Consider the following 21,168-nt stretch of genomic DNA (forward strand, 5'->3'; position numbering starts at 1 on the left):
TCCGCATGCAGGCCGGCTGCCGACCCGCTGCCGGGCCCTTCGCAGGACGCCCGATAGGGTGATCATCATGCGAGTGGGGGTGCTGGGGCCGCTGATGGTGTGGGCGGACGACGGGGAGCCGGTGACCGTCACGGGCGCGAAAGCGCGCCTCCTGCTGGTCCGGCTGCTGGCGGAGCCGGGGCGGCTGGTTTCCGCGGACGGGCTGGTGGACAGCCTGTGGGGCGACCCGGACGCCGAGCCGCCCGTGCACCCCTACGGCAGCCTCCAGGGGCAGGTGTCCCGGCTGCGGGCGATCCTCGGACGGGCTGCCCCGGGTGGCGGCCGCGAGCGGCTGGTGCACGAATCTGGTGGCTACCGCCTGGAGTTGGCGGGCGCCGAGGTGGACTCCCTGCGGTTCACCGAGCTGCTCTCACGGGCGCGCGCCGCGCGGCTGGATGCCCAGACCCGGGCGGAAATCCTGGACGAGGCACTGCGGTTGTGGCGTGGCGAGGCGTACGCCGGCCACGCCGCCGATCCAGCGGTGCACGCCGCGGCACGGCGGCTGGAGGAGGAACGCCTCGGCGCCCTTGAGGAGCTGCTGGACCTGCGGGTGTGGCGCGGCGAGCAGCATGCGGTCCTCGGTGAACTGGAGCAGTTGGTTGCAGCGCATCCGCTGCGGGAACGACTGCGGGCTGTTCAGCTGCGGGCGCTCTCCCGGGCCGGGCGGCCGGCCGACGCCCTGGACAGCTACGAGGATCTGCGCCGCCGGCTGGCAGGGGACCTCGGGCTCGACCCCGGCCGGGAGCTGACGGACCTGCGGCAGGCGATCCTGCTGCAGGAACCGGACGTCGACGGCTCCGGACCGGACCCGGCCCGCCAGGCATCCCCGCCTGTGGCCGGGCCCGCCCCGGCGCCTGCCCCGGCCCCCGCGCCTGCCCCTGCTCCCGCCCTGGCGCCCGCCGCTGGGCAGGCAGGAGGCGACGACACCGGCATGCCCGTCGACCTGGGCCGGTCCCCTTACCCGCAGTGGTCCGCCGCCGTAGCAGCAGCCCAGCCGCTGGCAGGTCCCCGACCAGTGGCCGGCGGCCGGCTCCCCGCACCGCTGACCCGGATGGTGGGCCGGGCCGTCGACCTCCGGACCGTGGGCGATCTGCTGGCAGAGTCCCGGGTGGTGACGGTGACCGGTCCCGGCGGTGTGGGCAAGACCCGCCTGGCCGTCGAGTGCGCCGGGAAGACGGCCGCCCGCCTCGGACACGAGGTGTGGCTGACCGAGCTCGCCTCACTCCCCGCGACCTCCTCCAGCGAAGAGATCGCCAGGGCCGTGCTCAGGACTGTGGGTGTGCGCCAGCCCGACGCGGAGCCGGACCGCGACCCCGACCACCAGGCACCCTTCCCCATGGCGGAACTCGTCGTCGGAGCCCTCCACGAACGACGGGTCCTGCTGCTGCTCGACAACTGCGAGCACGTCGCCGACGCCGTTGCCGAACTGCTGTCCGCGGTCCTGCCCCGGATACCCGAACTGGCGGTTCTGGCCACGGCTCAGGAACCGCTCGGGCTGGTGGGCGAAGCGGTGCACCCCCTGCAACCCCTGGGGTTGACCGAGGCGGTGGAGCTGTTCACGGGCCGTGCCGGACTGCCACCCGGGGCACTCGCCCTGCCCCAAGACAGGGAGGCAGTCGAGGCCTTGTGCGCCCGCCTGGACGGTCTGCCCCTGGCGCTGGAGCTGGCGGCGGCCCGGGCCCGCCCCCTCGGAGTGCACGGCCTGCTGGCAGGACTGGACGACCGGTTCGCCCTGCTCTCCCACGGAATGCGCGGGCTGCCCGAACGCCAGCGAACCCTGCGCGCGGTGATCGACTGGAGCTGGGCGCTGCTGGGCCCCGCGGAAGAGGCGGTACTGCGTCGGCTGGCCGTGCACGCGGGAGACGCCTCGGCCGAAGCCGCCGCCGCCGTGTGCGCCGGCCCGGACGTGTCGGACCCGCCCGTCGCGGAGGTACTGGCCAAACTGGTGGACCGTTCCCTCGTGGTCCTAATCGACCGCCCGGATGCCAGGCGGTACCGGCTGCTGGAGTCGGTCAAGGCATATGCCCTGCAGCGGCTGCGGGAAGCGGGGGAGGAGGCGGACACCCGGGCCCGGCACGGGACCTACCACCGAAACCTGGCCCAGCGGGCGGAACCGCTGCTGCGCGGCCCCCGGCAGCGGGAGTGGCTGGCGGTTCTGGACGGGGCCGAGGCCGACCTGCGTCCGGCCGTCGAAGAGGCGCTGTCGCGCAACGATGTGGTACCCGCGCTGCGCACGGCCCGCGCCCTGACCTGGTACTGGCTGCTGCGCGGACGGCCGGGCGATGCGGGCCGTCTCCTCGACACCTGCCTGGCCGCAGAGCGGACCACTGCGGCCGGGGCGGGGCAGCGACCGGAACGGGCGGCCGCCCTCGCGGCAGCGGTCGCCTGGCGGACCGGCCTGGCCCTCGGCGAAGGCGCTTCCCCGACGACCGGCAAGGCGGAACTGCAGGCCGCCCTCGCCGCCCTCGACGACCCCCGGGTGGTGGCCGAGGACCCACAGGCGCGCGCTACCGCGCTGTGCTTCCTGGCCGTCGCACAGATGGGCGCGGGTGACGTGGCCACCGGAGAGGAGCTCACCCGAAGGGCCCTGGCCGCCTCCGAGGAGATCGGCGACTCCTGGGCAACTGCGGCGGCACTCAGCGTGCGCGCCCGTCACGCCCTGGGCCACGGCGACCTCGCCCGCGTACGCGACGATGCCGAGCGCAGTACCCGGCTCTTCAGCACGCTGGGCGATCGGTGGGGGCTTCTGCAGACGGTGTTCCCGCGGGCGGCGACGCACGAGATCGCAGGGGACTACCCGCAGGCAGCCCGGTTGCACGAGGAGGGGCTGGCCCTCGCCGAGGAACTCGGCCTGTGGACGGAGGCCACCAAACGGCTCTGCGCGCTGGGCCGGTTGGCGTTCCTCACCGGCGAGTACGCGGAAGCTCGCGAGCGGCACGTGCACGCCTTGCGGCTGGCGCGGGAACAAAACCACCGTCCGGGGGAGGCGGACGCCCGGATCGGCCTGGGCATGATCGCCCGGCGCACAGGTGAACTGGCGGATGCCGAAACCCACATGGCCGCCGCCCTGGCCTGGTTCCGCGCCATCGGATACGGGCCCGGGAAGGCCCTGGCCCTCGCCGAGCTCGGATTCACCGCCGAACTGAGGGGGGCCCCGGACCAGGCACGCGATTTCCACACCCGGGCACTGATCGTGGCCCGGGACCTGGGCGACGTACGGGCGATGGCCCTGGCACTGGAAGGACTGGCCGGCGCGGCCGCTGCCGAGGCTGCCCACGACGGGGCCGCAGAACTCCTCGGCGCCGCCCACGCTGCCCGCACGGCGGTCGGCGCCCCGCTGCCGGCCGCCGAACGACGCGATGTGGACAGGGTGTGGTCGGCCTGTCTGGCCGCCCTCGGCCCGACTGAGGTCGACAACGCGTTCGCCCGCGGGAGAGCCCTCGGCTGGGAGCACGTGTCGTCGGCGTAGCGCGGCCCCTCACCGGCCGCACGTTCGCTTCGGACGCCCCCGGCCTCTGGCGGTCCATGCGTTCCCGGACCGCCTGCACACGCTCGGCCCTCACCTTCCGCGACCTCTTGCGTTCGTCCAGGAGCTTGCCGACCAGCTCGACACAGCGTTCATGCTGAGTGTGCCCGCACGTGATGCCAAGCTCGATGAACAGGGCCCGCCTGGCCGCCATGCTCGTCCGCCGGGGCACGAGATCAGCCCTCGGCTTGAAGATCAGGGCGCTGATGAGTGCATCGGCTTTCTCTCTACCGTCGTGCCCGTGTCCGCGCACGGTTTTCACTCCTGGACATGCTTCCTCCTTCACATCAGGTGCTGGACCATGGGTCAACCGAGCGCACCCCCCCTTGCCCTTGGTCCTGGAGGCGGGGGCGGTCCCGCTCGTCCGGGGCCCCTCGACCCCGGGGACTCGCTCGTCCGTCCCGGGTGTCGAGGACGAGCCGGAGGAGGACGAGCCGGCCGGGGCCGGTACGGCGTGGCGGCCGGGAGAAACTCCTCGGCCTGCTCGCCCCCGCGCGCTCCGTTGAAGCGCGCGCCAGTCCAGCCCTCCTCTTACAACCCCTAGCAGAATGCCAACCGGGCCAGTCGGTGACTCGTGCATGATGATCGGGAATGCTGCGGGTTCTGGGAGGGCGTGTGGGTGAGGACGGCGGGGTGGACCTGATCCACCTGATCGACCCGGACAGCAGTGTCCGACTGCGTGTACTGGGGCGGAGCAGGCCCGGGGGCACGCCGTACAACGACTACCTCGATGCCGAGCTCGTCATTACGAGCGCCTTCGCCAACGGGCGCCTGGGGCTGTGCCTGTCGCCCGAAGCCATGGATGACTGGTCAACGGCCGTGGTCGAACTCTGCGACGGGCAGGGTGTCCGCTGGACGGCCGCAGGCGACACCGAGATCCGGATTGAGATCGACAGGCACTTCTCGATGCCCCGTCCCATCGTCACCGTGGACGACAGCGGCGAGTCCGGGGTCTCGGTTCGGGTTGTCCTGGATCCGGGGAATGGCTGGGACGCCAAGCTGCGCGAACAGCTCGGCCGGGTCCGGCAGGCATGGCCGAATGAGGTAGTGACGACGCCTCGATCAAGGAACTCCTGGCAGTGACTTCAGGCGTCGCCAGCACATGAGAGCGCAGCCGAGGGCCAGGAAGGCTTCGTGGATGTCGTCGCGGATCTCCCAGCGGATCCTCAATCGGCGGAACCAGTGCAGGTGGGCGAACGCACGCTCGACTACCCAGCGTTGAGCGCCCAGCCCCGAACCATGCTCGGTGCCCCGGCGGGCGATCGACGGCTTAACTCCCAGCCTCCAGACAAGGCGACGGTATTTGTCGTGGTCATAGCCGCGGTCGGCCAGGACAACATCCGGGCGACGACGCGGTCGGCCGCGCTTGCCTCGCACGGGCGGCACTGCTTCGAGCAGCGGGATGAGCTGGGTGACGTCGTTTCGGTTGTCGCCGGTCAGCGTGACCGCAAGCGGGATGCCGGTGGCATCGGTGATCAAGTGGTGCTTGCTGCCTGCTCTGCCCCGGTCAACAGGGCTTCGTCCCGTCTTGGCGCCCCTTTTAACGCCCGGATGTGGGAGCCATCAACCGCGGCATAGGAGAAGTCCAGAGCGTTTGCGCTCCGGAGTTTGGCGAGGAGAGCCTCGTGGAGCCGGGGCCACACGCCGGCCTCGGTCCACTCGGCCAGGCGGCGCCAGCACGTCATGCCCGATCCGAAGCCGAGCTCCTGCGGCAGGTGCTCCCAAGAGATCCCGGTGTGCAGCACGAACAGGATGCCCTGGAATACCAGCCGGTCCGGATGCCGCTTCCGTCCGGGATGGCGAGTCCGGCGTTCCACCTTTGGCAGCAACGGTCCGACCACCGCCCACAACTCGTCATCGACATGCCATGGCTTCGGCCGAGCCACCCCACACCCCCGGATCGTCGCTTCCGGAGCGATCCAACCACTTCAAAGATCATTCTGTTAGGGGTTGTTAGTGGTCCCACCAGTCCCCCCGCTTGCGCTCCGCCAGCGGGGGAAGGTTCGCGACCTGCCGCGCCCTCCGCCTCATGGCGGCCTGCTCCTCCGCCTTCTTCGCAGCCAGTGCTTTCAACCGGGAGGTCACCGGTGTGGACACCAGGCGGGCGGCTTCGCCAACTCCGACGCCTGCGCCGACTCCGTCCAGTTCGGCCACGACTCCGCCGGCGCCTGCGCTGCCGAGCCCCGGCTCGACGGTCTCCTTGACCAGCCTCACTCCCATCAAGGAGCAGCAGGAAACCTTGGACATCGGACCTCAGACAGTCAGCCTGAAGAGCTACCCCTTGACGATGTACTCAGTCTGCTCTCACACGACTTGGCAGTTGGACCGGAAGTACGCTTCCTTCACCGCCCAATATGGCGTGACCGACGACTGGGACAAAGTGCCCGAGCAGTTCACGATCTGGGTAGACGACGCAGAACGGCTGCATGCGACCAAAGATGCGGGCAACACTCCGGGGAAGGTCACCCTGGACGTCAGCAACGCTTTCCGGATCACGCTGCAAACTTGGCCTTGCTACCCGTACGACCCTGGCTTCGCCGTGTGGATCGACCCCGTCCTGACGGCTAAATAGGTGCCCTCCAGGTGGGTTTCCGCTCTTCTCGACGGTGTCGTCCGCGGTGACACCGACCAGGCCACGGACCAGAACGTGTCGCTCCGAGAACTCGGCCCCCTCCAGGTATCGGGCAGCCGATTCCTTTGACCCTCAGCTCGCGGCGAAACCGCCGCTACCTGCGAAGACGTCAGATCAAGCACACGATCCCCGAGCCGAAGGACCAGCGGGCCAACCGCAAACGCCACGGCAGCAACGGCGGCCGGCCGGCTTCGACTCAGAGATCTACAAGCGCCGCAACGAAGTCGAACGGACAATCAACCGGCTCAAGAACCACCGGGCCGTCGGTGGGGCCGACCTGGCCCCCACCGGCCACCTCCCCGAACCCACTGCCGAGACCTGGCACATCCCAGACACCACACCCCACTCGACCAGCACAAACGGCTCCGGCCCCTCGCGAACACGTGAGGGGCCGGAGCCGTTTCGGTACGACAAAAGAGCCGGTCAGAGCGACATTGCGTCGCTTTGACCGGCTCCATTTGGTCGGTTGACCGCCAACGCTGCCACAGGCGGCAGAGCCCGGACTGCCCGCAGACGGCACCGGAGCCCAGCCGCGCTCGCCATGTGATGGATGTTGGTCTGAGCCTGAGAGGCTGGTACGGGCAGGCAGTACCTGCCCGGGTGAACGGGACGGCTCAGGCGTTGACGGGAGTCTGGGACGGGATGTCCGCGCTGGGGTCCGGCTCCAGAGGGGCCGCGGCCTTCGTGTTCGGCCGGGCACGCCTGCCGCGGGGCCGGTGCGTGGGCTCTTCGGCGCCGAGCGCGGCCAACTCCGACGCGGACCAACCGGCGGCCTCCGCTGCCACGTGGGCCTTGCCGTACGGGACCTCGGTGGCTGCCAGCTCGCTGATCAGCCTGATCCGGTCGGCGAGGATCGCCGCGAGTGGCTCCATCGCGTTTTGCCTGGCGGCCAGTTGGGCGGCCTGGATCTCTCCAGCCTTCTTGAGGATCACCGTTAGCTCCCGCGGTGGCGGCACCAGAGGCCCTGCCCAGCGGCCGGCACTGACCTCGGCCCGCGACCTTGCGTCACCAGGCCGGGGCCTCGGCCTCGAGATGCTCGACAGACGAGAACTCCCGGCCCCGCCAGAATGGGACCCGGTCGTAGGGCATGGGACTCGCGGCTGGCCGCGGCGGTCACCGTATCCGTAGGGCCTGCTTCGTGGGAGCAGGTGCCGCTCGTCCTGGTTGAGGCAGGGCTGTGCCGGCGGGCCTGGGTCTCGGCTTGGACGGCGGGCTGGCCGACTGGCGGACCGCTGAAGCGTAGGTGCGTCAGGAGCGGGCTCGCAGAGCTTGAGTGAACGATGTGTGCTCCTTCTGGAACGACCCCCTCCGCAGGGGTTGACGGAGGCATTTGCCAGGCGGATCGTAGGCGCCTCAGTCGACCGAACGCTGGAGGTCCCGTGACCGACGAGTACCGCACCATAGAGCGGACGTTGCCAGTCGGCACCGCCGCGATCTTGGGGGCAGCTGGCATGGACCTGACGGATGCCGAGCTACTTGAGCGGTACCCGCGCGTGGCCGAGATCCTGGCACGTTGGGAGCAAGAAGAGCGGGGGTGATGCCCCCATCAGGGACCATTCCGGGCCGACTGTCTTCCCGGCTCCCCACGGGAGGGCCGTCGCGTTCCTCACGCGATGCGCAATGGGTGCGACGTAGCTCCACGGCGAGCGTTTGCCACCAGCTCACCCTGCTGTCAGCAAGACAATCAAAGAGAGGCTCAGACCCCCGAAACAGCCAGGTCGCAGGGCACCCTCCCTACGAGGAACAAGTGCCAGCCCCAGTTGGCTGGACCAAAACCTTCACCGACCCACGCCTCTGCGCGGCCATCGTCGACCGCCTCACCTTCGGCGGCAACATCATCGAAACCGGCACAGACTCCTACCGCCTCGCCACCACCCGAGCCCGATCCGAACCGCAGGCGGTCAGCTGACGGCTGCAATCAATCCTTCAGGCGATGCAGAGGGAGGGCTCGCTCCACCGCGGCGGGACGATGGGCCTATCCCTGGTGGAGGAAACTCCGCACGTCAGAAGCCACCCGCGACATTTGCTCACCCGCTTCGAGGGTCGTGGTCACCGAGCACTCCCACGAATCCTCAGCAAAGATCCCCAGGCGCAGACCCCAGGTCAGCTGAACGTGGCCACCGGAGTGGAAGGTCGCCGCCAGGACCAGCTGATTGGTCACCCACGACCTATCCCCTTCCCAGCCCCGAAAGTCTCTCGCCAGGCCGTCCAGGAACTCGGTGAGATCCCCGGCGCGATCCCACACCGAGGCACTCACCGACTCGAGCCGTGCCTGCAATCCATCAGCCACGGCCTCCACCGCGAACGCGACCTCATGATCGTCCACGCGGGCCCAGTCGAAGAGCCGGACATACGTTGACGGCGTCGTCCGACTACGGACAACGAGCTCGGACCACTCAGAAGAAACCTCGAACAGACTCACGTGCCAAACCATACGAGGCGCGCAGCACAGTCGTCATCGCAGTTCTCGCACAGCGGTCACCGCTGCTACTTCTCATCAACATTCCATGCCCCTGGACCCGCTGGGCGCTCTCCGAAGTCACCAAGAACGTTCTCGGTTTCTGCCTATGCAGCCACTCATACAACTGGCATACCGCGACGATCACTGATCGTCAGCCCCTACGACAACCCGACTTCAAGGTCGGTAACTGGACCTGCGACGGCACCCCGCTCAAGGCCGTCTGATTCGCCCCACACCTGGAGTCGTATCAGTAGGTGATCTCTTCACCGCTGGAGTCCCAGACCCGGGCATAGCATTGGCCCGGCATGAAGTTCGGCTCAAGGATGGTCAACCGACCGGGGCCGTGAACGAAGGTCCCCACCCCCGTTCGTCCGGCGTAGGTCTCAGGCCACTCGATGGTGATGTGGTCCCCGGGGTTCACGACCCACTCGTTTCCCGCCGGCTCGAACTGGACGATCAACGGATCAGGGCCGTCAGCAGCCACCTCGAACTTGAACATCACCCGAGCCTACCGATCACCCCCTCCACGAACTTCCGCGGGGCAGCATTAGCTCCAGATCCGGGCAGGGCAGAGGCGCTGGAGTGGAGTTGGCGGTCGCGGGTGTGACCGCGGTCACCGCAGCCCCCGCAGACCCGCTCTCCGGGCCGCCCTGGTGGCGGCCCGCGTTTTCGTGAGTGACGGGGCGCAGCGAAGTCTTTTGAGTGCCGGTTCAGGTTTTTTCTGGGGCGTGGCCCAGGGTGCCACACGGTGCCGCGCGCCGCCCTCCGGGCCCTGCGGGCGAAATTGCCGGGCGCCCTTCGGGTCCTGTCCTTCACTGACTACGACCGCTTCGCCGCCGCCTGCCCCAAGGCAGCCCAGGCCATCCTGGACATCATCGTCACCCAGGCCCGCCACGCCGCAGTCGTTCAGCCCCGCCTGATCTGCCTGGTCCACAGCAGCGATCCGAACATAGAGTTCAAACCCGTCGGCGCCATGCCGGTCGTGTGGCACCACAGCGAATGGGCTGACTCCAATCGGCGGTGACGTTGAGTCCAGCCTTTGCTGCATCACCGGGGATGACGTCCGAAATTCGACCAACAGCTCTCCCGAAAGGAGTGGTGAGCCGCCATGCGCCAGATCCGATGTGAGATCGACACCGAGTACCGAGGTGCCGAGGCGATGGCCGATCTGGCCTGGCGCTGGCTCACCGAGGGCGCGGATCGCCTGGAGGGCGAATCCTTCCAGGCGGTCCTCGACTCCACCGGACAGGTGGAGGAGTCGCTCAAGAAGTCGGTGCCGTGCGGCCCGCCCGGGTCGCTCTGGGGCTTCCTCAGCGTGCACATTGTCAGTCGAGGGCGGGTCACCAACCGTTCCCGGGTGCTGACCCGCAAGAACCTGCCGATGCTGCGCAAGTGGCTCGTCCTGGACGTGCAGCTGGCCGAGATTGCGGTCTACCGGCTGGACGACCGAGGAATGCCCGGTCAGGAGGTCCTGCGGATGGGCGTCGCGCGCGACGAGGGCTCCAGGGACTGGGTCAGGCTCAGCGCGGAGACCCCCGAAGGGCGCTTCGGGCCTGCCGCCCAGGCGCGCCTGATGGAACTGCTGCGGGACTTCTCGCAGGAGGTGGACCCGTCCTACGCCCAGGTCGGCTACAGCCTGACGCTGGGCCGTACCGAGCACGAGGAGCGGGTCGGCCCGCCGCTGCCCGAGTGGACGCTGCCGGAGTCGCGGCGGCTGCTGCGCGGGTACGAGTGGCTGATGGTGATTCCGCGCGAGATTGCCCAGCAGCTCGGCGGCGGCGACGGGATCGCCGCGGCCGGTGACTTCCACCGGGTCGAGACCCTGCGTGACGGCGCGGTGCTGCTCCAGGTCACGCCGGAGTTCGACGGCTTCACCAGCGAGGCGATCGAGCGGACATGGCGGCTGGTGCGCCCCGCACTGAGGCCGGGGATGCCCAAGCGCTTCCGGGACTCCGACGCGTGGGGCCCGCCGAGCCGGATCTGGTACGCCGACATCGCCTGACCCCGCAGGGCCGACGAGGCCGGGGGCGGGCCGGGTGGGCCGATCAGACGCGGTGGGCGCGATCTTCTGGGGGCCGGGCCACAGGGCTCACCCGGAGGTAGGCCGCCTGCATCCCCGCGCACGTGGGGCTCCGGGCAGACTCTGCTCGACCGGCTGCAGGAAGGAGGCTCGGAGCCGGGAGCAGGCGTCGCCACGTTTGTGATGCGCCCGCCGGCTGAGTACCGGCAGGGCCTCCTGTTTCGTATCCCTGTCGGTTGGGTTGGGGCTGGGTGAGTCTCTTCACCGCCGCCGTCCTCGCCACGCAGCCCTCGATGTTCGCCGTTCTCTGTGTCGCTTCCCTACCCGCCTGGCTGGTCGTCACAGGCCGTCCCTAGCTCGAACTGGACGGGTCCGGGGCTTCCCTGCGCTGAAGGCTCGCGCCTCGTGAGGCGGTCGGCCCGGACCTCCGGTCCGGGTCCGGGCCGACCGCCTACTTGATGCGCCGCGGGCTCCGGCTCAGCAGCCGCCGCAGTTGTAGTACGTGACGTCCCAGTGATTGCCCTCGTCGGCGTAGATGTTGCCGGAGCCGGACTTCCACTGCGGAGCGCCGTCACCGCGCACGCCGATGTAAGTGAAGGTGTTCTTGATGTAGTTCCCGATGCACGTGTACTTGCTGTAGTCGAGCTTGTAGCCGTTCCAGTGCGAGTACGTGCCCCCGGCATGGCCGGTCTCGGTGCCGCCGGTGATGTTGAGGGCGCAGCCGCTGGCGCTCTTGAGGGTCTGGGCGCCCTTCGCCGAGGCGAGGTTGAGCTGCTCGAAGGAGGTGCAGGTGGGGTTGTTGCGGTCGGAGCAGCCGCCGGACGAGGACCAGGTGATCCCGGAGCTGCGGAACATGGAGGTCGCGGTGGCGTGGCTGATCTTGGTGACGGCGTGGGCGTCGGTGGCGCCGGTGAGAACGCCGACGCCCGGTGCGAAGAGCGCGCCGAGGACGAGGGCGAGGGCGGTGACGGCCGAGCGCAGTGCCGTTCCCGGCCTGCGGGGCGTGGCCGTTTCGCGGGCCTGCCGACCGCTGGGGGCTAGCGGAGACTTCATGAGGGTTCCTCCTGGTGCCTACTACGGCGAGTGGTATGGGCATGGGTGGTGCTGCTGCGCGGGTGGATCGTGAGGTCTACCCGCGTCGACTCATGGGTGCTGTCATGGGTCTACCGGCTGTCGGACACCACTGTGAAGACCTCGGTAGCGGCAAGTTGGCGGCGTCTTCCGGCACCGGTCCGCTTCAAACGGCTGCGCCTGGACGTGACTGTGGAGGAGGTGCCGCTGTTCTTTGCCGGGCGGAGCGCGGCCACCGGTTGAAGGGTCTGGGTGAGCACTTGCGCGGAGGGGGAGGTGGGGCAAGTGCTCACGGGTGACGGCCGGGGGGCCGCTCAGTGCGCCGGCCCCCGCCTTGCCTCGTCTGTCAGAGGCGCTCGATATCGTCCAGGCATGACCTCAAGTGATCATCTGCTCGACCTGATCCGGAACACCCCGGAGATCGATCTGCTGCTGCGGACGTCGTTCGGCTTCGACGTCGGGCGGAAGTATCACGGCGAGGGGTTGAGGCTTGCCTCGGGTGCACCGCTGGAGCCGATCGCCGGGGAGTTCGCCGGTGGGGCGTACTTCCTGTGTGCTGAGGAGGACGGCCTTCGGCCGGTGGTGTTCGCGAGTTCCGAAGGAGAGGGCGGGCTGATCGCCGACGACCTGGCGGACGCGCTGGAGATCATCATCGGGCTTGAATGGCGGGACTGTCTCGGGTTCTCCGGCGGGGGCGACGTGGAGGTCATGCAGGTCTCTGCCCAACATCTCGAGCGGTACCTGGCCCGGGGCAACCCGGAGATCGCCGAGGAGCGCGGCCACGTGGCCGCGGCCCTGTCGCTGCGTGTCGTGCCCGTCGCCGACCTCGTCATCCGCCTGTGGGAAGCCGCTTCGAGGACCGAGCCGGAGTACGTGGTGACCACCGAGGACGGGGAGGCATATGACCCACCGTTCGGCGAGTGCTCGGAGCCTCGCCACGGTGGCTGGCGCTGAACCATCCGATAGCCGTTCACCAGTCAGAGCGACGCACGACGGACATCGCCATTCGTTGGCCTGGTAGACAACCAGCATGGCGACGTACCTGGCTCTTTTCGGCGACTCCAGCACCACCTGGCGTATCGAACCCTCAGCCCTCACTCCCGCCCTGCAAGACATCTGGGCCGACGCGATCATCGATCCGACCAACCGGAACGAAGCTCGGGGCTTCACGTGGAGCTTCCAGACGTCGAGTGGTCCAGCTGAGACGTACCTGCACGCGGACGGCACATGCCTCTACATCGATGCCGCACTCGCCGACGCGGCCGAGATCGCCTGCCTTTTCCGTCAGTACGTGCCAGGGTCCATCGAAGTGATCTTCTGCGATCAGGGCTACAACTTCGACCTGGTGATCACACCCGACACCACCGCAGCAGAACTCATCGGCAAGGTAGACGCTTTGCCGTAGTCATCTCCGGACGCACACCAGTCGGGTGTGGGAGCTGAGCGGAATACGGCACTCTTCGAATGACACTCCCCGCCATCTGGGGCGTCGGCGTGGACGGCGAAGCGTCGCGAGGCCTACGCCAACGACGTGGCGACGCCCACCTCGCTGATCGCGGTCACCGCGAAGTCGAACCGGAGCAAGGCCGACCAGGACCCGGCGCAGTGGCTGCCGCCGTCCGCGGACGCGCTGTGCTGGTGCGGCGTCGAGCGGCGTCGAGTGGACTGCGACCAGGGTCCGCTGCGGCCTCGCCTATCGCAGCGAGCGGAGGGACCGACCCGTGGGCCGGCACAACCGATCGGGCCGGATTCGCGTCCTCCTTCGCGGAGCGACGACGGCCTGGAGGGCATCATCGACACGTTCACCGACGAGCGCAGGGGTCGGAACCGCCGGCCGGCCGGGGTCGTCCTGGTCCTGTTGGGCGTGGTGGCGGGTGTTCTGCTCACCGCCGTGTTCCTGACCGTGGTGTGGTGGCCCCGGACCGAGGTGACGTACCGCAGCGCCGCGCCCTCCTCGGTGGTCTACGCCGACGAGGCACAGCACTACCTGGAACTGGTCCACCGGCACACCCCGTCCGGGCGGGACACCTACCGGATCGTGGCCGGCCGGTACACCGGTGCCGCCTATGGACACTGGCTGGACGTCGACACCGCCGTGGCGGAGAAGGGCATCGAGTCCACGACATGGACGCAGGACGGAGTCCGCGTCCGCTTCACCACGGGCCACGAGATGTTCGTCCCCGCCCGCTTCTTCATGTTCGGCAGGTGAGCCGGCGCGATCGCACACCGTCCGTGCGGTGCGCCCGACCAGGGGGCGTCTTCGCGGGGGTTCGGGCCCCGGACAGGGGTGGAAGGGTCCGGTTCGGCGTACGGTCGATGGACCGGCCGGACCACCTCGACGACGCCGTCACCAACGGCGCCTGTGCGTTCTCGTTCATGTTGCGGTGTGGCCGTTGGCAGGCTGTCTCTTTGACCTGTGATGCTGCGGGTCTATGAGGCGGTCGGTGATGGGTTGTTTCCGGTGTCGGAGGGGTCTTGACCTGCGGTGCCGCAAGTTGGATGAGAGTCCCGCAAATGTATTGAGAATTGCGGTGGGCGTTTGGGGCTGTCTGCGGGCAAGCGGGAAGCGGTGTGACTGGTAGTCCGTGCCGGGCCGGTTGCTCTGACGTCAGGTTTGTTGTGCCTGGGGGAGGTCGAGGTAGCGGGCGGCGTCGTGGAGGATTTCGGGGGTGAGGGCTTCTGTGCCGTCGAGGATGGCGAGTTGGGCGGCCATGCCGATCAGGGGGGTGAGGTGTTCCATGAGCCCGTCGGTGATCTGGTAGAGCTTCTTCTGGTGTCCAGGAGGCTGTCGGGTTTGTGGTGCCGCAGCCGGAGCCTGCCGTCGAGGGTGGCCAGGGTGCTGACCCATTCGTCGGGGTGTTCCTTGCAGCGGGGTGGGAGCCGGTTGACCCAGAGGGTGGGGACCGAGCACGGCCGGATCGGCGTGGTGGACTCTGTGGGCCGGCGCAGTGCGGGGAAGCGTGCGGCGCGGGCTTCGCGGAGGATGTCGCTGGAGCCGATACCGCTCCAGAAGACGGTAAGGCCCAACTCGTCGGCGAGGTAGTCGAAGAAGTCGAACGTCGGCTGCAGGTCCTCGGGCCGCAGCCGGTCGATCCCGTCAACGAGACACACCTCCGTGCGGGCGTGGCGCATCACGTGGACGGCGGGGCCGGTGAAGTCCTTCATCCGCTGTACGGGGCGTTGCTCGGTGTCGGAGCGAGAGGCCGAAATAGGGCACGATCGCGCACTATCGCCGATGACCACCTGGTACTCGAAGAACCGGGAGCTGGGTAGTGACCAGCCCGTTCACCATGGGCGACCGGGTTGTAGGACACGCGCCGCCACCGGGTCGTCGTGGTCACCGAACCCTGCGCGCCTGCCGGCAGGGTCCTGCTGTGCAGCGAGTAAAGCGGCGCCACTTGGTCCGCCCGCGCCCAGTACCTGCGCACGCTCCCGCTGCTGCGTGGCCCCGTCACCCCGCCGCCCAGACCTCAGCCGTACGACCAAACGCCGAGTGCCTGGTGATACACAGCAATCCGACGATCGTACGAAAGATGTCCCAGCCCATGCCGGTTTGTTCGGGTATATGAGGGCGCAAAGAGGCGTGGACGCGCGTCTTTCAGAAACTTTCGGGGACCGGCTTGCACGATCGGGCGTGTTTTCCGATGGAGTGGTGTTCAGGAGCGCCTGGCGCTCTACGGCTGCCGGATCTGGGGGGCAGGTACGCCGGTTACGCACACGCCACTTGGAAGGTTTCACGCCGACGTGAATGCTGTCGAGATCGTTGCCCTCGTACTGATAGCCGCCACCGCGGTCCGTGTCTTTGCGCTTGATGTGGTCAGGGTGTGGCGGCGCCTGCCGGGCGCGGGAGTCCGGGCAGGAGCCGCTGAGCTGTCGGCCGGCCACCGCCGCCCCGCCCGCACGCCCCACCATCGTGAGGTACTCGCCGTCCCCGCGGGCGGCGACGAGCAGCCGTGGGGTGGCACATGAACGAGGGAGAGTTTGATCCATCGGGGGACCAGGCAGTCTCCAGCGAGCTGGCAGGTGTCCTGCCGGTGGACTTCACCGCCTTCCACTCCCAGCAGCACCGCGCGTACCTGCGCTACGCCCACCTCCAGCTGGGCAACGCGAAGGACGCCGAAGAGATCGCGGACGACGTGTTCACATTCCTGCTGAAGGTGTGGCCGCAGGCGCTGCGGGAGGCGAGCCTGCACGCCTTCGCCTGGGCGGCGTTGCGCGAGCACGTCGAGCGCCGCCTGGCCGTCCTGGAGCGACCGGTGGCGATGGTGGAGACGGCGTGGTTCGCGGCGCTGCGCCGCTCCTCTCGGGAGCGCCTGGAGTTGCTGGAGTCCAAGCTCGGCCTGTACGCGGCGATCGCGGAGCTGTCCGAGCGGCAGTACGACGTGGTGCTGCTGATGTTCCTGCTGGGCAACAACTGCGACACGGTCGCTCGGATGATGGGGATCGCCCCTGCCACCGTCCGCTCGCACATCCGCGGCGCGCGCCGTGCCCTGTCCCGCAAGCTCGGGGTGGACTGGATCCCCGGAGAGGAGAAGGACCAGTGAGCGACATGACCCCTGATGGCGACGTGGCGCTGTGTGAACTGGACGAGGCCCTGAAGAACGCGGTGGTGCTGGCGGAGGAGTACGCCGGTTACGACGAGTACGCGGCCCGGCGGCGGATCGCCCGCAGGATCGTGGCCGACCGCTCCCGCTCGGTGGCCGCCGGGCACGGCAGCGTAGGCCTGCCGCTGCCAGGGCAGCAGGTTCCGGCAGCGGGCGACCATCTGGTGCTGGATGCCGCCTGCCATGTGCGGGCGGCGAGGGGCCTGGATGAGATGGCCTGGACGCTGGTGGAGAGCAGGGCGTTCGCCGAGCTCGCGCTCGGCGCGGGGACGTGGCCTCACGGGATGGAGTCAGCGCTGCTGTTCGCCGGTCTCCTGCACTTGTCCGGGAAGCCGGACGGCGCGCAATTCTGGTTCCAGTACGCGGCCGGTGCCGGATCGCGGGCGGCCGCCCAGGCTCTCTACCTCCATCACCTCGCCCGCGCCGAGGTCAAAACCGCCCGCCACTGGCAGGACCAGGCCCAGACCCTGCCTCCGGACGAGGACCTGCCGCATCTGCCCCAGACTCCGGAGGCCCTGGAGGAGGCCCTCGGCGCCTCCGTCATCTGGACCTCACCTCCGATCACCACCCAGGACCTCGCCGCCCTTATGGCTCCGGGACGGTCCGCGCAGCGACCGCACTACCGGCTGCCCGCGCGCCTTGGCCGCGCCGCCACCTCCGAGCGTGAGGAGGATGACGACCTGGGCGAGGTCTTCCTCCCCGGCCCGCAGACCGCGGTCGCCGTCGCTCGGTACGCGCGCCTGAACCCCAAGGAGCTGACCGAGGAGGCCAATCCCTGGGCCTTGGAGGCCCTGAAGCCGCCACAGCTGACCCGCGCCGCCCGCAGCTCCCCGGAGGAGCGGCCGGCTCAGGTCGCGATGGAATCGGTCCACCGGACCCTGCGCGTCCTGGAGGTCATCTCCCGTTACTCCGGGGGCGTGAGCATGACGCAGATCGCCCGCGAAACCCACCTCCCTCAACTGGCCCTGGTCCGTGCGATGGAGGCGCTGATCCGCTCCAATCTGGCCACCCCGGCCGGGCCCGGCGCCTACATCGCCGGACACGCCCTCCTGCTCACCGGAGGCGGTGACGGTGGCGGCCGTCGGCAGGTCGGGGAGACCCTCGCTTGGGTGCGGGACGCGGTGGGCGCCGCCGTCTACGTCGCCCGCTACACCGAGGGCGAGGTCTCCATCACCCAGTACGCCGACAGCCCCGCCGCACCCGTCGTGGAGGAGTGGGTCGACTTCCGCGCAGCCGCCCACGCCTCCGCGGTTGGCAAAGCCCTGCTGATCCAGCTCGACTACAACGCTCGCAAGGACCACCTCTCGCGCCACCAGCCCGTCCGCTTCACCCCCCACACGCTCACCAGTCAGGAGACCCTCTTCGACCAGCTCGACACCTGCCACCCGAACGCCCCGCTCCTCGACCTCCAGGAATACGCCCTGGGCACCGTCTGCGCGGCCGTCCCGATCGCCTCCGGGCCCAACCCGGAATGCGTCGCCCTGTCCATGCCCGTCCCCGATCCTCGACGGCTGCGGCAAGCCGCCCGCATCCTGCAGAGCGAAGCCACCGCCGTCCTCCTCGCCCTCATCGTCGCCGGCAGCTCCGACCCCACCCCGCGCCGGGACATCCCCGGATGCCACGACGGACGGGAAGGGGAGGCCGGTACGGCCGGGTGCGGGAGCGGGGCCCTCTCCACCACCTGGTAGCCCGGGCGCACCATGCTCCGGGGCGGGACCGGGATGTTCGCTCGCACCGCCTCCTGCCGCGTCCTATGGGGGGAGGCCGCCGGGTGGAGCAGGTCGGCAGCTCGCTGGGCTCATAGTCCAGAGGCTGCGTGGTTCAAATCCCGCCCCGGGCCACCAGAAGGACGGGCCCGCCGCGTAATGCGGCGGGCCCCGTCCGCTGTCCGCGCATGATGCTGTCGAGTTGGGCGAGTCGATCCGTGCCGCGCGCCGGACGCTGGATGCCGGGCAGTTGCGGAAGCTGTGGCGTCAGCTTCCGGCTGGACCATCTCCGGAGGCGTCTGGCATTCGTATTACGACGATGTCCTCGTTTCCGGCCCGGTTGGGATCGATATTGACCATCACCATTCGCTCCGCTTGGGGGAGTGCGCGACTCTGGCGGCTACGGCTGGACGACGGAGCGGCGCTGCCGGTACGCCAACGACCTTGGGCCGGGACGTGACTCTCGTGGGTGTCACTGGCCCGCTCGAACAGTGCACCCGGACCCGTCCGGGCGGACGCTGAAGGCCTGCTGGAGGTGCGCAGTGACGGACTCAATGAGCTGGTGACCGTGCCGGGTGTGTGGGAGTCAGGACTCGAAGGAGGGAGCCGGTCGCCATGTCCAGCTTCTTCCACGAGATCCCCCCGCCTCGCTTCCCGCGCGGTGTGTCGGAGGACGATCCTGCCCGTGTGGCCTGGGTGGAACTGCAGATGTCGCTGTACGGGGCTTCCATCAAGTTGTGGGAGGCCAGCTTGGTCGCGGTCGTTCACCCAGCGAACGTGAGCGCCCCGATCTGGTGTCCGTCACCGAATCCGGGCGCTCTGTGTTGGCCTGACCAGCTGGCTGACCCGCTGAGCGGCTCAGTGGGGTTCGTCTTGGGTCTGTGCGGTCGTTGGACGACACAGCCGATCTGTTTATCGCCAAGCCGGGCCTGCGACCGCTGACCGCTGAAAGGGAGACGTAAATGGGCGACTGGATCCCCCGCGAGGATTGGGTGAAGACGCAGCCCCAGGCGCTCGTGGCGTCGTGAGTCATGTTGCTGGACGACCAGGACCGGATGCTTTTGCTGCGGTACGGCCCTGGTCAGGAGGACGCCAGCGAGACGTGGTGGCTGCCAGGCGGGATGGTCGATGAGGGCGAGAGTCCGTGGCCGGCGGCCCGCCGGGAGATGGGTGAGGAGACCGGCATCATGTTGGGCTCGGAACCTTGCTTCATCGGCATCGACCACAGGGCCAACGTCCTCGGCACAGGCCCCGTCGTGGACTACTTCTTCGCCGCGAGTCTCGCGGCGCACCGTCACACGCTCATCGCGCTTCATGCCGCAGCCCTGTCCGGCCGCGCGGCTTACCTGCAAGAGGGGATGCCCACATGAGCCGCATCCGCACAGCCGCGACCGGCCTGGTCGTCCGCGACGGCCCCGTCCTGCTCGTCAAAGGGAACTGGCCTCAGCCGGATACCTGGCTTCCGCCCGGCGGCGGACAGAAGCTGGGCGAGCCTCTGTACCGCGCTGTCGAGCGGGAGGTGCTGGAGGAGACCGGGGACGGAGGCTGTCGAGGCGGGTCGCCAACGACGAGAAGCCTCGCCGTGCTGTTCGGCACCAGCCGCACCGCGATACACCGCACCCTCCTGAAGAACCGGCGACTGTCCTGGATCTTCATCCGCGACCCCGACTTCCGTGCCAAGGCCCAGCGTGTCCTGGACCTGCACGCCCGCACGTTCGAGGGTGCCCCGCTGGGCCCGGACGAGTACGTCCTCTCCAGCGACGAGAAGATCTCCATCCAGGCCGCTGCCGCTGCCACCCTGTTAGGGCGTGTCTCCTTGGTCGCAGAGGACCTAGGCACTGTTTCTTGGATCATGTGCGGAGCCAGATGATGAGGGCTGCGAGGGTGACGGTGCCGAGGTAGATGTAGGCGCGTTTCTCGTATCGGGTGGCGACGGCGCGGAAACCCTTGAGCCGGTTGATGGCTCGTTCGACGGTGTTGCGTTTTTTGTATCGCTCGCTGTCGAAGCCGGTGGGCCGGCCGCCTCGAGACCCGCGGTTCTTGCGGTGTCTTTGCTGGTCGAGACGTTCGGGGATGGTGTGCCGGATTCCGCGTCGTCGCAGGTAGCGGCGGTTCTTCCGCGATGTGTAGGCCTTGTCCGCCAGGACGTAGTCCGGTCGAGTGCGGGGCCGGCCGACTCCGGTACGGGGTACGGAGACCTGCTCCATCACCCGCTCGAACTGGGGCCCGTCACCGTAGTGCCCCGGTGTCAGGACGAGGGCGAGAGGCCGGCATCGCCCGTCCGCGGCGAGGTGGATCTTGGTGGTGAATCCGCCGCGGGAGCGTCCCAGACACTCGCCGATCTGACCACTTCCCCGAGTCGGATCACCAGTTTCCGCAACACCGGATCGACCTGGTTCGTCCCCCGAACGTTCCCCTTTGAGGATCGGCGGCCGCCGGTGTCTTCCTCGCGCCGGCGGCGTGCTGGTGGGCCCGCACTGCTGTCGAGTCCACCGACACGTCCCAGTCGATCCGGCCCGCGGCGTCCTCGGCCGCCTGGATCCGAGACAACAACATCGTCCACGTTCCATCAGCTGACCAGCGGCGATGACGTTTATAGACCGTCTCCCACGGCCCGAACCGCTCCGGCAGATCCCTCCACTGCACGCCCGTCCGGACCCGGTAGAGCACCCCGTTGATCACCCGGCGGTGATCACTCCACCGGCCCCCACGGGCACCGCCAGGAGGCAAGAACGACTCCAGCCGGTCCCACTCTGCGTTCGTCAGATCCCCACGCCCCATACGGACAGCCTGACCCCAACACCCCACTCCCGTCAGGAGATCCGAGAAACAGTGCCTAGCTCGGGTTCAAGGTTCCTGGTCCTTCTTGCGATAGTTGTGCGGCAGCATGACCCGCGTGAAGGGGGGCGTTCCATGACTGTGTGCGCTCAATGCAACTTGGGCAATGTGACGGCATTCCGACTGATCAAAGACGGCCGTGACCTGTGGGTCTGCCACGAATGTGACGCCGTATGGTTCGGTGAGGACCCGCCCAAAGGTCCTGCGGAAGGCACGCTCTACCAGTACGTTGAGGTTTACGGAGGCCCGGGTACGCCCACGGACTGGGAGC

21 protein-coding genes, 1 tRNA gene and 5 pseudogenes are annotated in these 21,168 nt (G+C 68.9%); 18 read left to right on the forward strand and 9 right to left on the reverse strand.

Annotated elements, in window-relative coordinates; translation table 11 throughout:
- The first annotated feature begins 67 nt into the window (after positions 1–67).
- A complete protein-coding gene (locus OG625_RS38835; protein WP_329391291.1) occupies positions 68–3,508 on the forward strand; it encodes an AfsR/SARP family transcriptional regulator in 3,441 nt (1,146 codons plus the stop codon).
- Positions 3,509–4,198: 690 nt separating this feature from the next.
- Positions 4,199–4,648, forward strand: a complete 450-nt coding sequence (locus tag OG625_RS38840) for a DUF5959 family protein (RefSeq protein ID WP_329390318.1) — start codon at positions 4,199–4,201, stop codon at positions 4,646–4,648.
- On the opposite strand, the gene OG625_RS38845 is transcribed toward OG625_RS38840, so the two are convergent.
- A protein-coding gene (locus OG625_RS38845) for an IS5 family transposase (RefSeq protein ID WP_329390321.1) occupies positions 4,628–5,451 on the reverse strand; the annotation gives its coding sequence in 2 pieces (ribosomal slippage) (positions 4,628–5,122 and positions 5,125–5,451; 822 coding nt in all). The genes OG625_RS38840 and OG625_RS38845 overlap by 21 nt on opposite strands.
- A 67-nt stretch (positions 5,452–5,518) precedes the next feature.
- A complete protein-coding gene (locus tag OG625_RS38850; RefSeq protein ID WP_329390323.1) occupies positions 5,519–5,788 on the reverse strand; it encodes a hypothetical protein in 270 nt (89 codons plus the stop codon).
- Positions 5,789–5,804: 16 nt separating this feature from the next.
- Between OG625_RS38850 and OG625_RS38855 the strand changes: the two genes are divergently transcribed.
- Positions 5,805–6,137 carry an NPCBM/NEW2 domain-containing protein gene (locus OG625_RS38855; protein ID WP_329390325.1) on the forward strand — a complete coding sequence of 111 codons (333 nt, stop codon included), beginning with the start codon at positions 5,805–5,807 and terminating at the stop codon, positions 6,135–6,137.
- Positions 6,138–6,220: 83 nt separating this feature from the next.
- Positions 6,221–6,462, forward strand: a pseudogene (locus OG625_RS38860) (IS5/IS1182 family transposase); the annotation flags it as partial.
- Positions 6,463–6,811: 349 nt separating this feature from the next.
- On the opposite strand, the gene OG625_RS38865 reads toward OG625_RS38860, so the two are convergent.
- The gene (locus OG625_RS38865; protein ID WP_329390327.1) at positions 6,812–7,129 is read right to left on the reverse strand and encodes a hypothetical protein; all 318 of its coding nucleotides are present in this window, start codon (positions 7,127–7,129) and stop codon (positions 6,812–6,814) included.
- Between the two features lie 447 nt (positions 7,130–7,576).
- Between OG625_RS38865 and OG625_RS38870 the strand changes: the two genes are divergently transcribed.
- Both OG625_RS38870 and OG625_RS38875 read left to right on the forward strand, forming a co-directional pair.
- The gene (locus tag OG625_RS38870) at positions 7,577–7,735 is read left to right on the forward strand and encodes a hypothetical protein (protein WP_329390217.1); all 159 of its coding nucleotides are present in this window, start codon (positions 7,577–7,579) and stop codon (positions 7,733–7,735) included.
- A gap of 224 nt (positions 7,736–7,959) precedes the next feature.
- Positions 7,960–8,106: pseudogene (locus OG625_RS38875) on the forward strand (ATP-binding protein); the annotation flags it as partial.
- A gap of 66 nt (positions 8,107–8,172) precedes the next feature.
- Here the strand turns inward: OG625_RS38875 and OG625_RS38880 are convergent.
- Together OG625_RS38880 and OG625_RS38885 are read right to left on the reverse strand one after the other, a co-directional pair.
- Entirely contained in the window at positions 8,173–8,619 is a 447-nt protein-coding gene (locus OG625_RS38880) for a DUF6228 family protein (RefSeq protein ID WP_329390329.1), read from the reverse strand.
- A gap of 286 nt (positions 8,620–8,905) precedes the next feature.
- Positions 8,906–9,157 (reverse strand): hypothetical protein, encoded by a 252-nt coding sequence (locus tag OG625_RS38885; protein WP_329390331.1) that lies wholly within the window; start codon positions 9,155–9,157, stop codon positions 8,906–8,908.
- 249 nt (positions 9,158–9,406) lie between these two features.
- On the opposite strand from OG625_RS38885, the gene OG625_RS38890 reads away from it, so the two are divergent.
- Entirely contained in the window at positions 9,407–9,682 is a 276-nt protein-coding gene (locus OG625_RS38890) for a hypothetical protein (protein WP_329390333.1), read from the forward strand.
- Between the two features lie 84 nt (positions 9,683–9,766).
- Positions 9,767–10,660, forward strand: a complete 894-nt coding sequence (locus OG625_RS38895; protein WP_329390335.1) for a hypothetical protein — start codon at positions 9,767–9,769, stop codon at positions 10,658–10,660.
- A gap of 495 nt (positions 10,661–11,155) precedes the next feature.
- Here OG625_RS38895 and OG625_RS38900 read toward each other — a convergent pair whose 3' ends face one another.
- On the reverse strand, positions 11,156–11,731 hold the full coding sequence (locus OG625_RS38900) for a hypothetical protein (protein WP_329390337.1): 576 nt from the start codon (positions 11,729–11,731) through the stop codon (positions 11,156–11,158).
- Positions 11,732–11,776: 45 nt separating this feature from the next.
- On the opposite strand from OG625_RS38900, the gene OG625_RS38905 reads away from it, so the two are divergent.
- The 4 genes from OG625_RS38905 to OG625_RS41555 all read left to right on the forward strand — a co-directional run bounded on the left by OG625_RS38905 (position 11,777) and on the right by OG625_RS41555 (position 13,958).
- Positions 11,777–11,992 (forward strand): hypothetical protein, encoded by a 216-nt coding sequence (locus OG625_RS38905; RefSeq protein ID WP_329390339.1) that lies wholly within the window; start codon positions 11,777–11,779, stop codon positions 11,990–11,992.
- A gap of 129 nt (positions 11,993–12,121) precedes the next feature.
- A complete protein-coding gene (locus tag OG625_RS38910) occupies positions 12,122–12,703 on the forward strand; it encodes a hypothetical protein (RefSeq protein WP_329390341.1) in 582 nt (193 codons plus the stop codon).
- 76 nt (positions 12,704–12,779) lie between these two features.
- Positions 12,780–13,154 (forward strand): hypothetical protein, encoded by a 375-nt coding sequence (locus OG625_RS38915; protein ID WP_329390343.1) that lies wholly within the window; start codon positions 12,780–12,782, stop codon positions 13,152–13,154.
- 126 nt (positions 13,155–13,280) lie between these two features.
- Positions 13,281–13,958: a hypothetical protein gene (locus OG625_RS41555; RefSeq protein WP_443067849.1), complete on the forward strand. Its 678-nt coding sequence runs from the start codon at positions 13,281–13,283 to the stop codon at positions 13,956–13,958.
- A gap of 399 nt (positions 13,959–14,357) precedes the next feature.
- On the opposite strand, the gene OG625_RS38925 is transcribed toward OG625_RS41555, so the two are convergent.
- Together OG625_RS38925 and OG625_RS38930 are read right to left on the reverse strand one after the other, a co-directional pair.
- Complete coding sequence (locus OG625_RS38925; RefSeq protein WP_329390345.1) at positions 14,358–14,489, reverse strand: hypothetical protein; 132 nt, start codon at positions 14,487–14,489, stop codon at positions 14,358–14,360.
- Complete coding sequence (locus OG625_RS38930; protein WP_329390347.1) at positions 14,468–14,914, reverse strand: hypothetical protein; 447 nt, start codon at positions 14,912–14,914, stop codon at positions 14,468–14,470. Before OG625_RS38930 ends, OG625_RS38925 begins: the two co-directional genes overlap by 22 nt.
- A gap of 579 nt (positions 14,915–15,493) precedes the next feature.
- Here OG625_RS38930 and OG625_RS38935 point away from each other — a divergent pair.
- The 6 genes and pseudogenes from OG625_RS38935 to OG625_RS41560 form a co-directional block, all read left to right on the forward strand.
- Positions 15,494–15,718: a hypothetical protein gene (locus tag OG625_RS38935; protein ID WP_329390349.1), complete on the forward strand. Its 225-nt coding sequence runs from the start codon at positions 15,494–15,496 to the stop codon at positions 15,716–15,718.
- The gene (locus tag OG625_RS38940; RefSeq protein ID WP_329390350.1) at positions 15,715–16,293 is read left to right on the forward strand and encodes an RNA polymerase sigma factor; all 579 of its coding nucleotides are present in this window, start codon (positions 15,715–15,717) and stop codon (positions 16,291–16,293) included. The genes OG625_RS38935 and OG625_RS38940 overlap by 4 nt, the downstream gene beginning before the upstream one ends.
- Before the next feature lie 917 nt (positions 16,294–17,210).
- Positions 17,211–17,927, forward strand: a pseudogene (locus OG625_RS38945) (IclR family transcriptional regulator domain-containing protein); the annotation flags it as partial.
- A gap of 188 nt (positions 17,928–18,115) precedes the next feature.
- Positions 18,116–18,197: transfer RNA gene (locus tag OG625_RS38950), tRNA-Met, on the forward strand.
- Between the two features lie 893 nt (positions 18,198–19,090).
- The gene (locus OG625_RS38955; RefSeq protein ID WP_329390352.1) at positions 19,091–19,429 is read left to right on the forward strand and encodes an NUDIX hydrolase; all 339 of its coding nucleotides are present in this window, start codon (positions 19,091–19,093) and stop codon (positions 19,427–19,429) included.
- A pseudogene (locus OG625_RS41560) lies at positions 19,426–19,584 on the forward strand (NUDIX domain-containing protein); the annotation flags it as partial. The gene OG625_RS38955 and the pseudogene OG625_RS41560, both read left to right, overlap by 4 nt.
- Positions 19,585–19,909: 325 nt before the next feature.
- Here OG625_RS41560 and OG625_RS38965 read toward each other — a convergent pair.
- Positions 19,910–20,840, reverse strand: a pseudogene (locus OG625_RS38965) (IS5 family transposase).
- Positions 20,841–21,168: the final 328 nt, after the last annotated feature.

This window comes from Streptomyces sp. NBC_01351, assembly GCF_036237315.1.
Lineage (GTDB): Bacteria > Actinomycetota > Actinomycetes > Streptomycetales > Streptomycetaceae > Streptomyces.

Bases quoted from the DNA above. Each gene is read 5' to 3' on its own strand.
- OG625_RS38940 (WP_329390350.1), top strand. From the start codon at position 15,715: ATGAACGAGGGAGAGTTTGATCCATCGGGGGACCAGGCAGTCTCCAGC.
- OG625_RS38955 (WP_329390352.1), top strand. From the start codon at position 19,091: ATGTTGCTGGACGACCAGGACCGGATGCTTTTGCTGCGGTACGGCCCT.
- OG625_RS38930 (WP_329390347.1), bottom strand. From the start codon at position 14,914: ATGAAGGACTTCACCGGCCCCGCCGTCCACGTGATGCGCCACGCCCGC.
- OG625_RS38900 (WP_329390337.1), bottom strand. From the start codon at position 11,731: ATGAAGTCTCCGCTAGCCCCCAGCGGTCGGCAGGCCCGCGAAACGGCC.
- OG625_RS38915 (WP_329390343.1), top strand. From the start codon at position 12,780: ATGGCGACGTACCTGGCTCTTTTCGGCGACTCCAGCACCACCTGGCGT.
- OG625_RS38895 (WP_329390335.1), top strand. From the start codon at position 9,767: ATGCGCCAGATCCGATGTGAGATCGACACCGAGTACCGAGGTGCCGAG.
- OG625_RS38910 (WP_329390341.1), top strand. From the start codon at position 12,122: ATGACCTCAAGTGATCATCTGCTCGACCTGATCCGGAACACCCCGGAG.
- OG625_RS38835 (WP_329391291.1), top strand. From the start codon at position 68: ATGCGAGTGGGGGTGCTGGGGCCGCTGATGGTGTGGGCGGACGACGGG.
- OG625_RS38885 (WP_329390331.1), bottom strand. From the start codon at position 9,157: ATGTTCAAGTTCGAGGTGGCTGCTGACGGCCCTGATCCGTTGATCGTC.
- OG625_RS38925 (WP_329390345.1), bottom strand. From the start codon at position 14,489: ATGGAACACCTCACCCCCCTGATCGGCATGGCCGCCCAACTCGCCATC.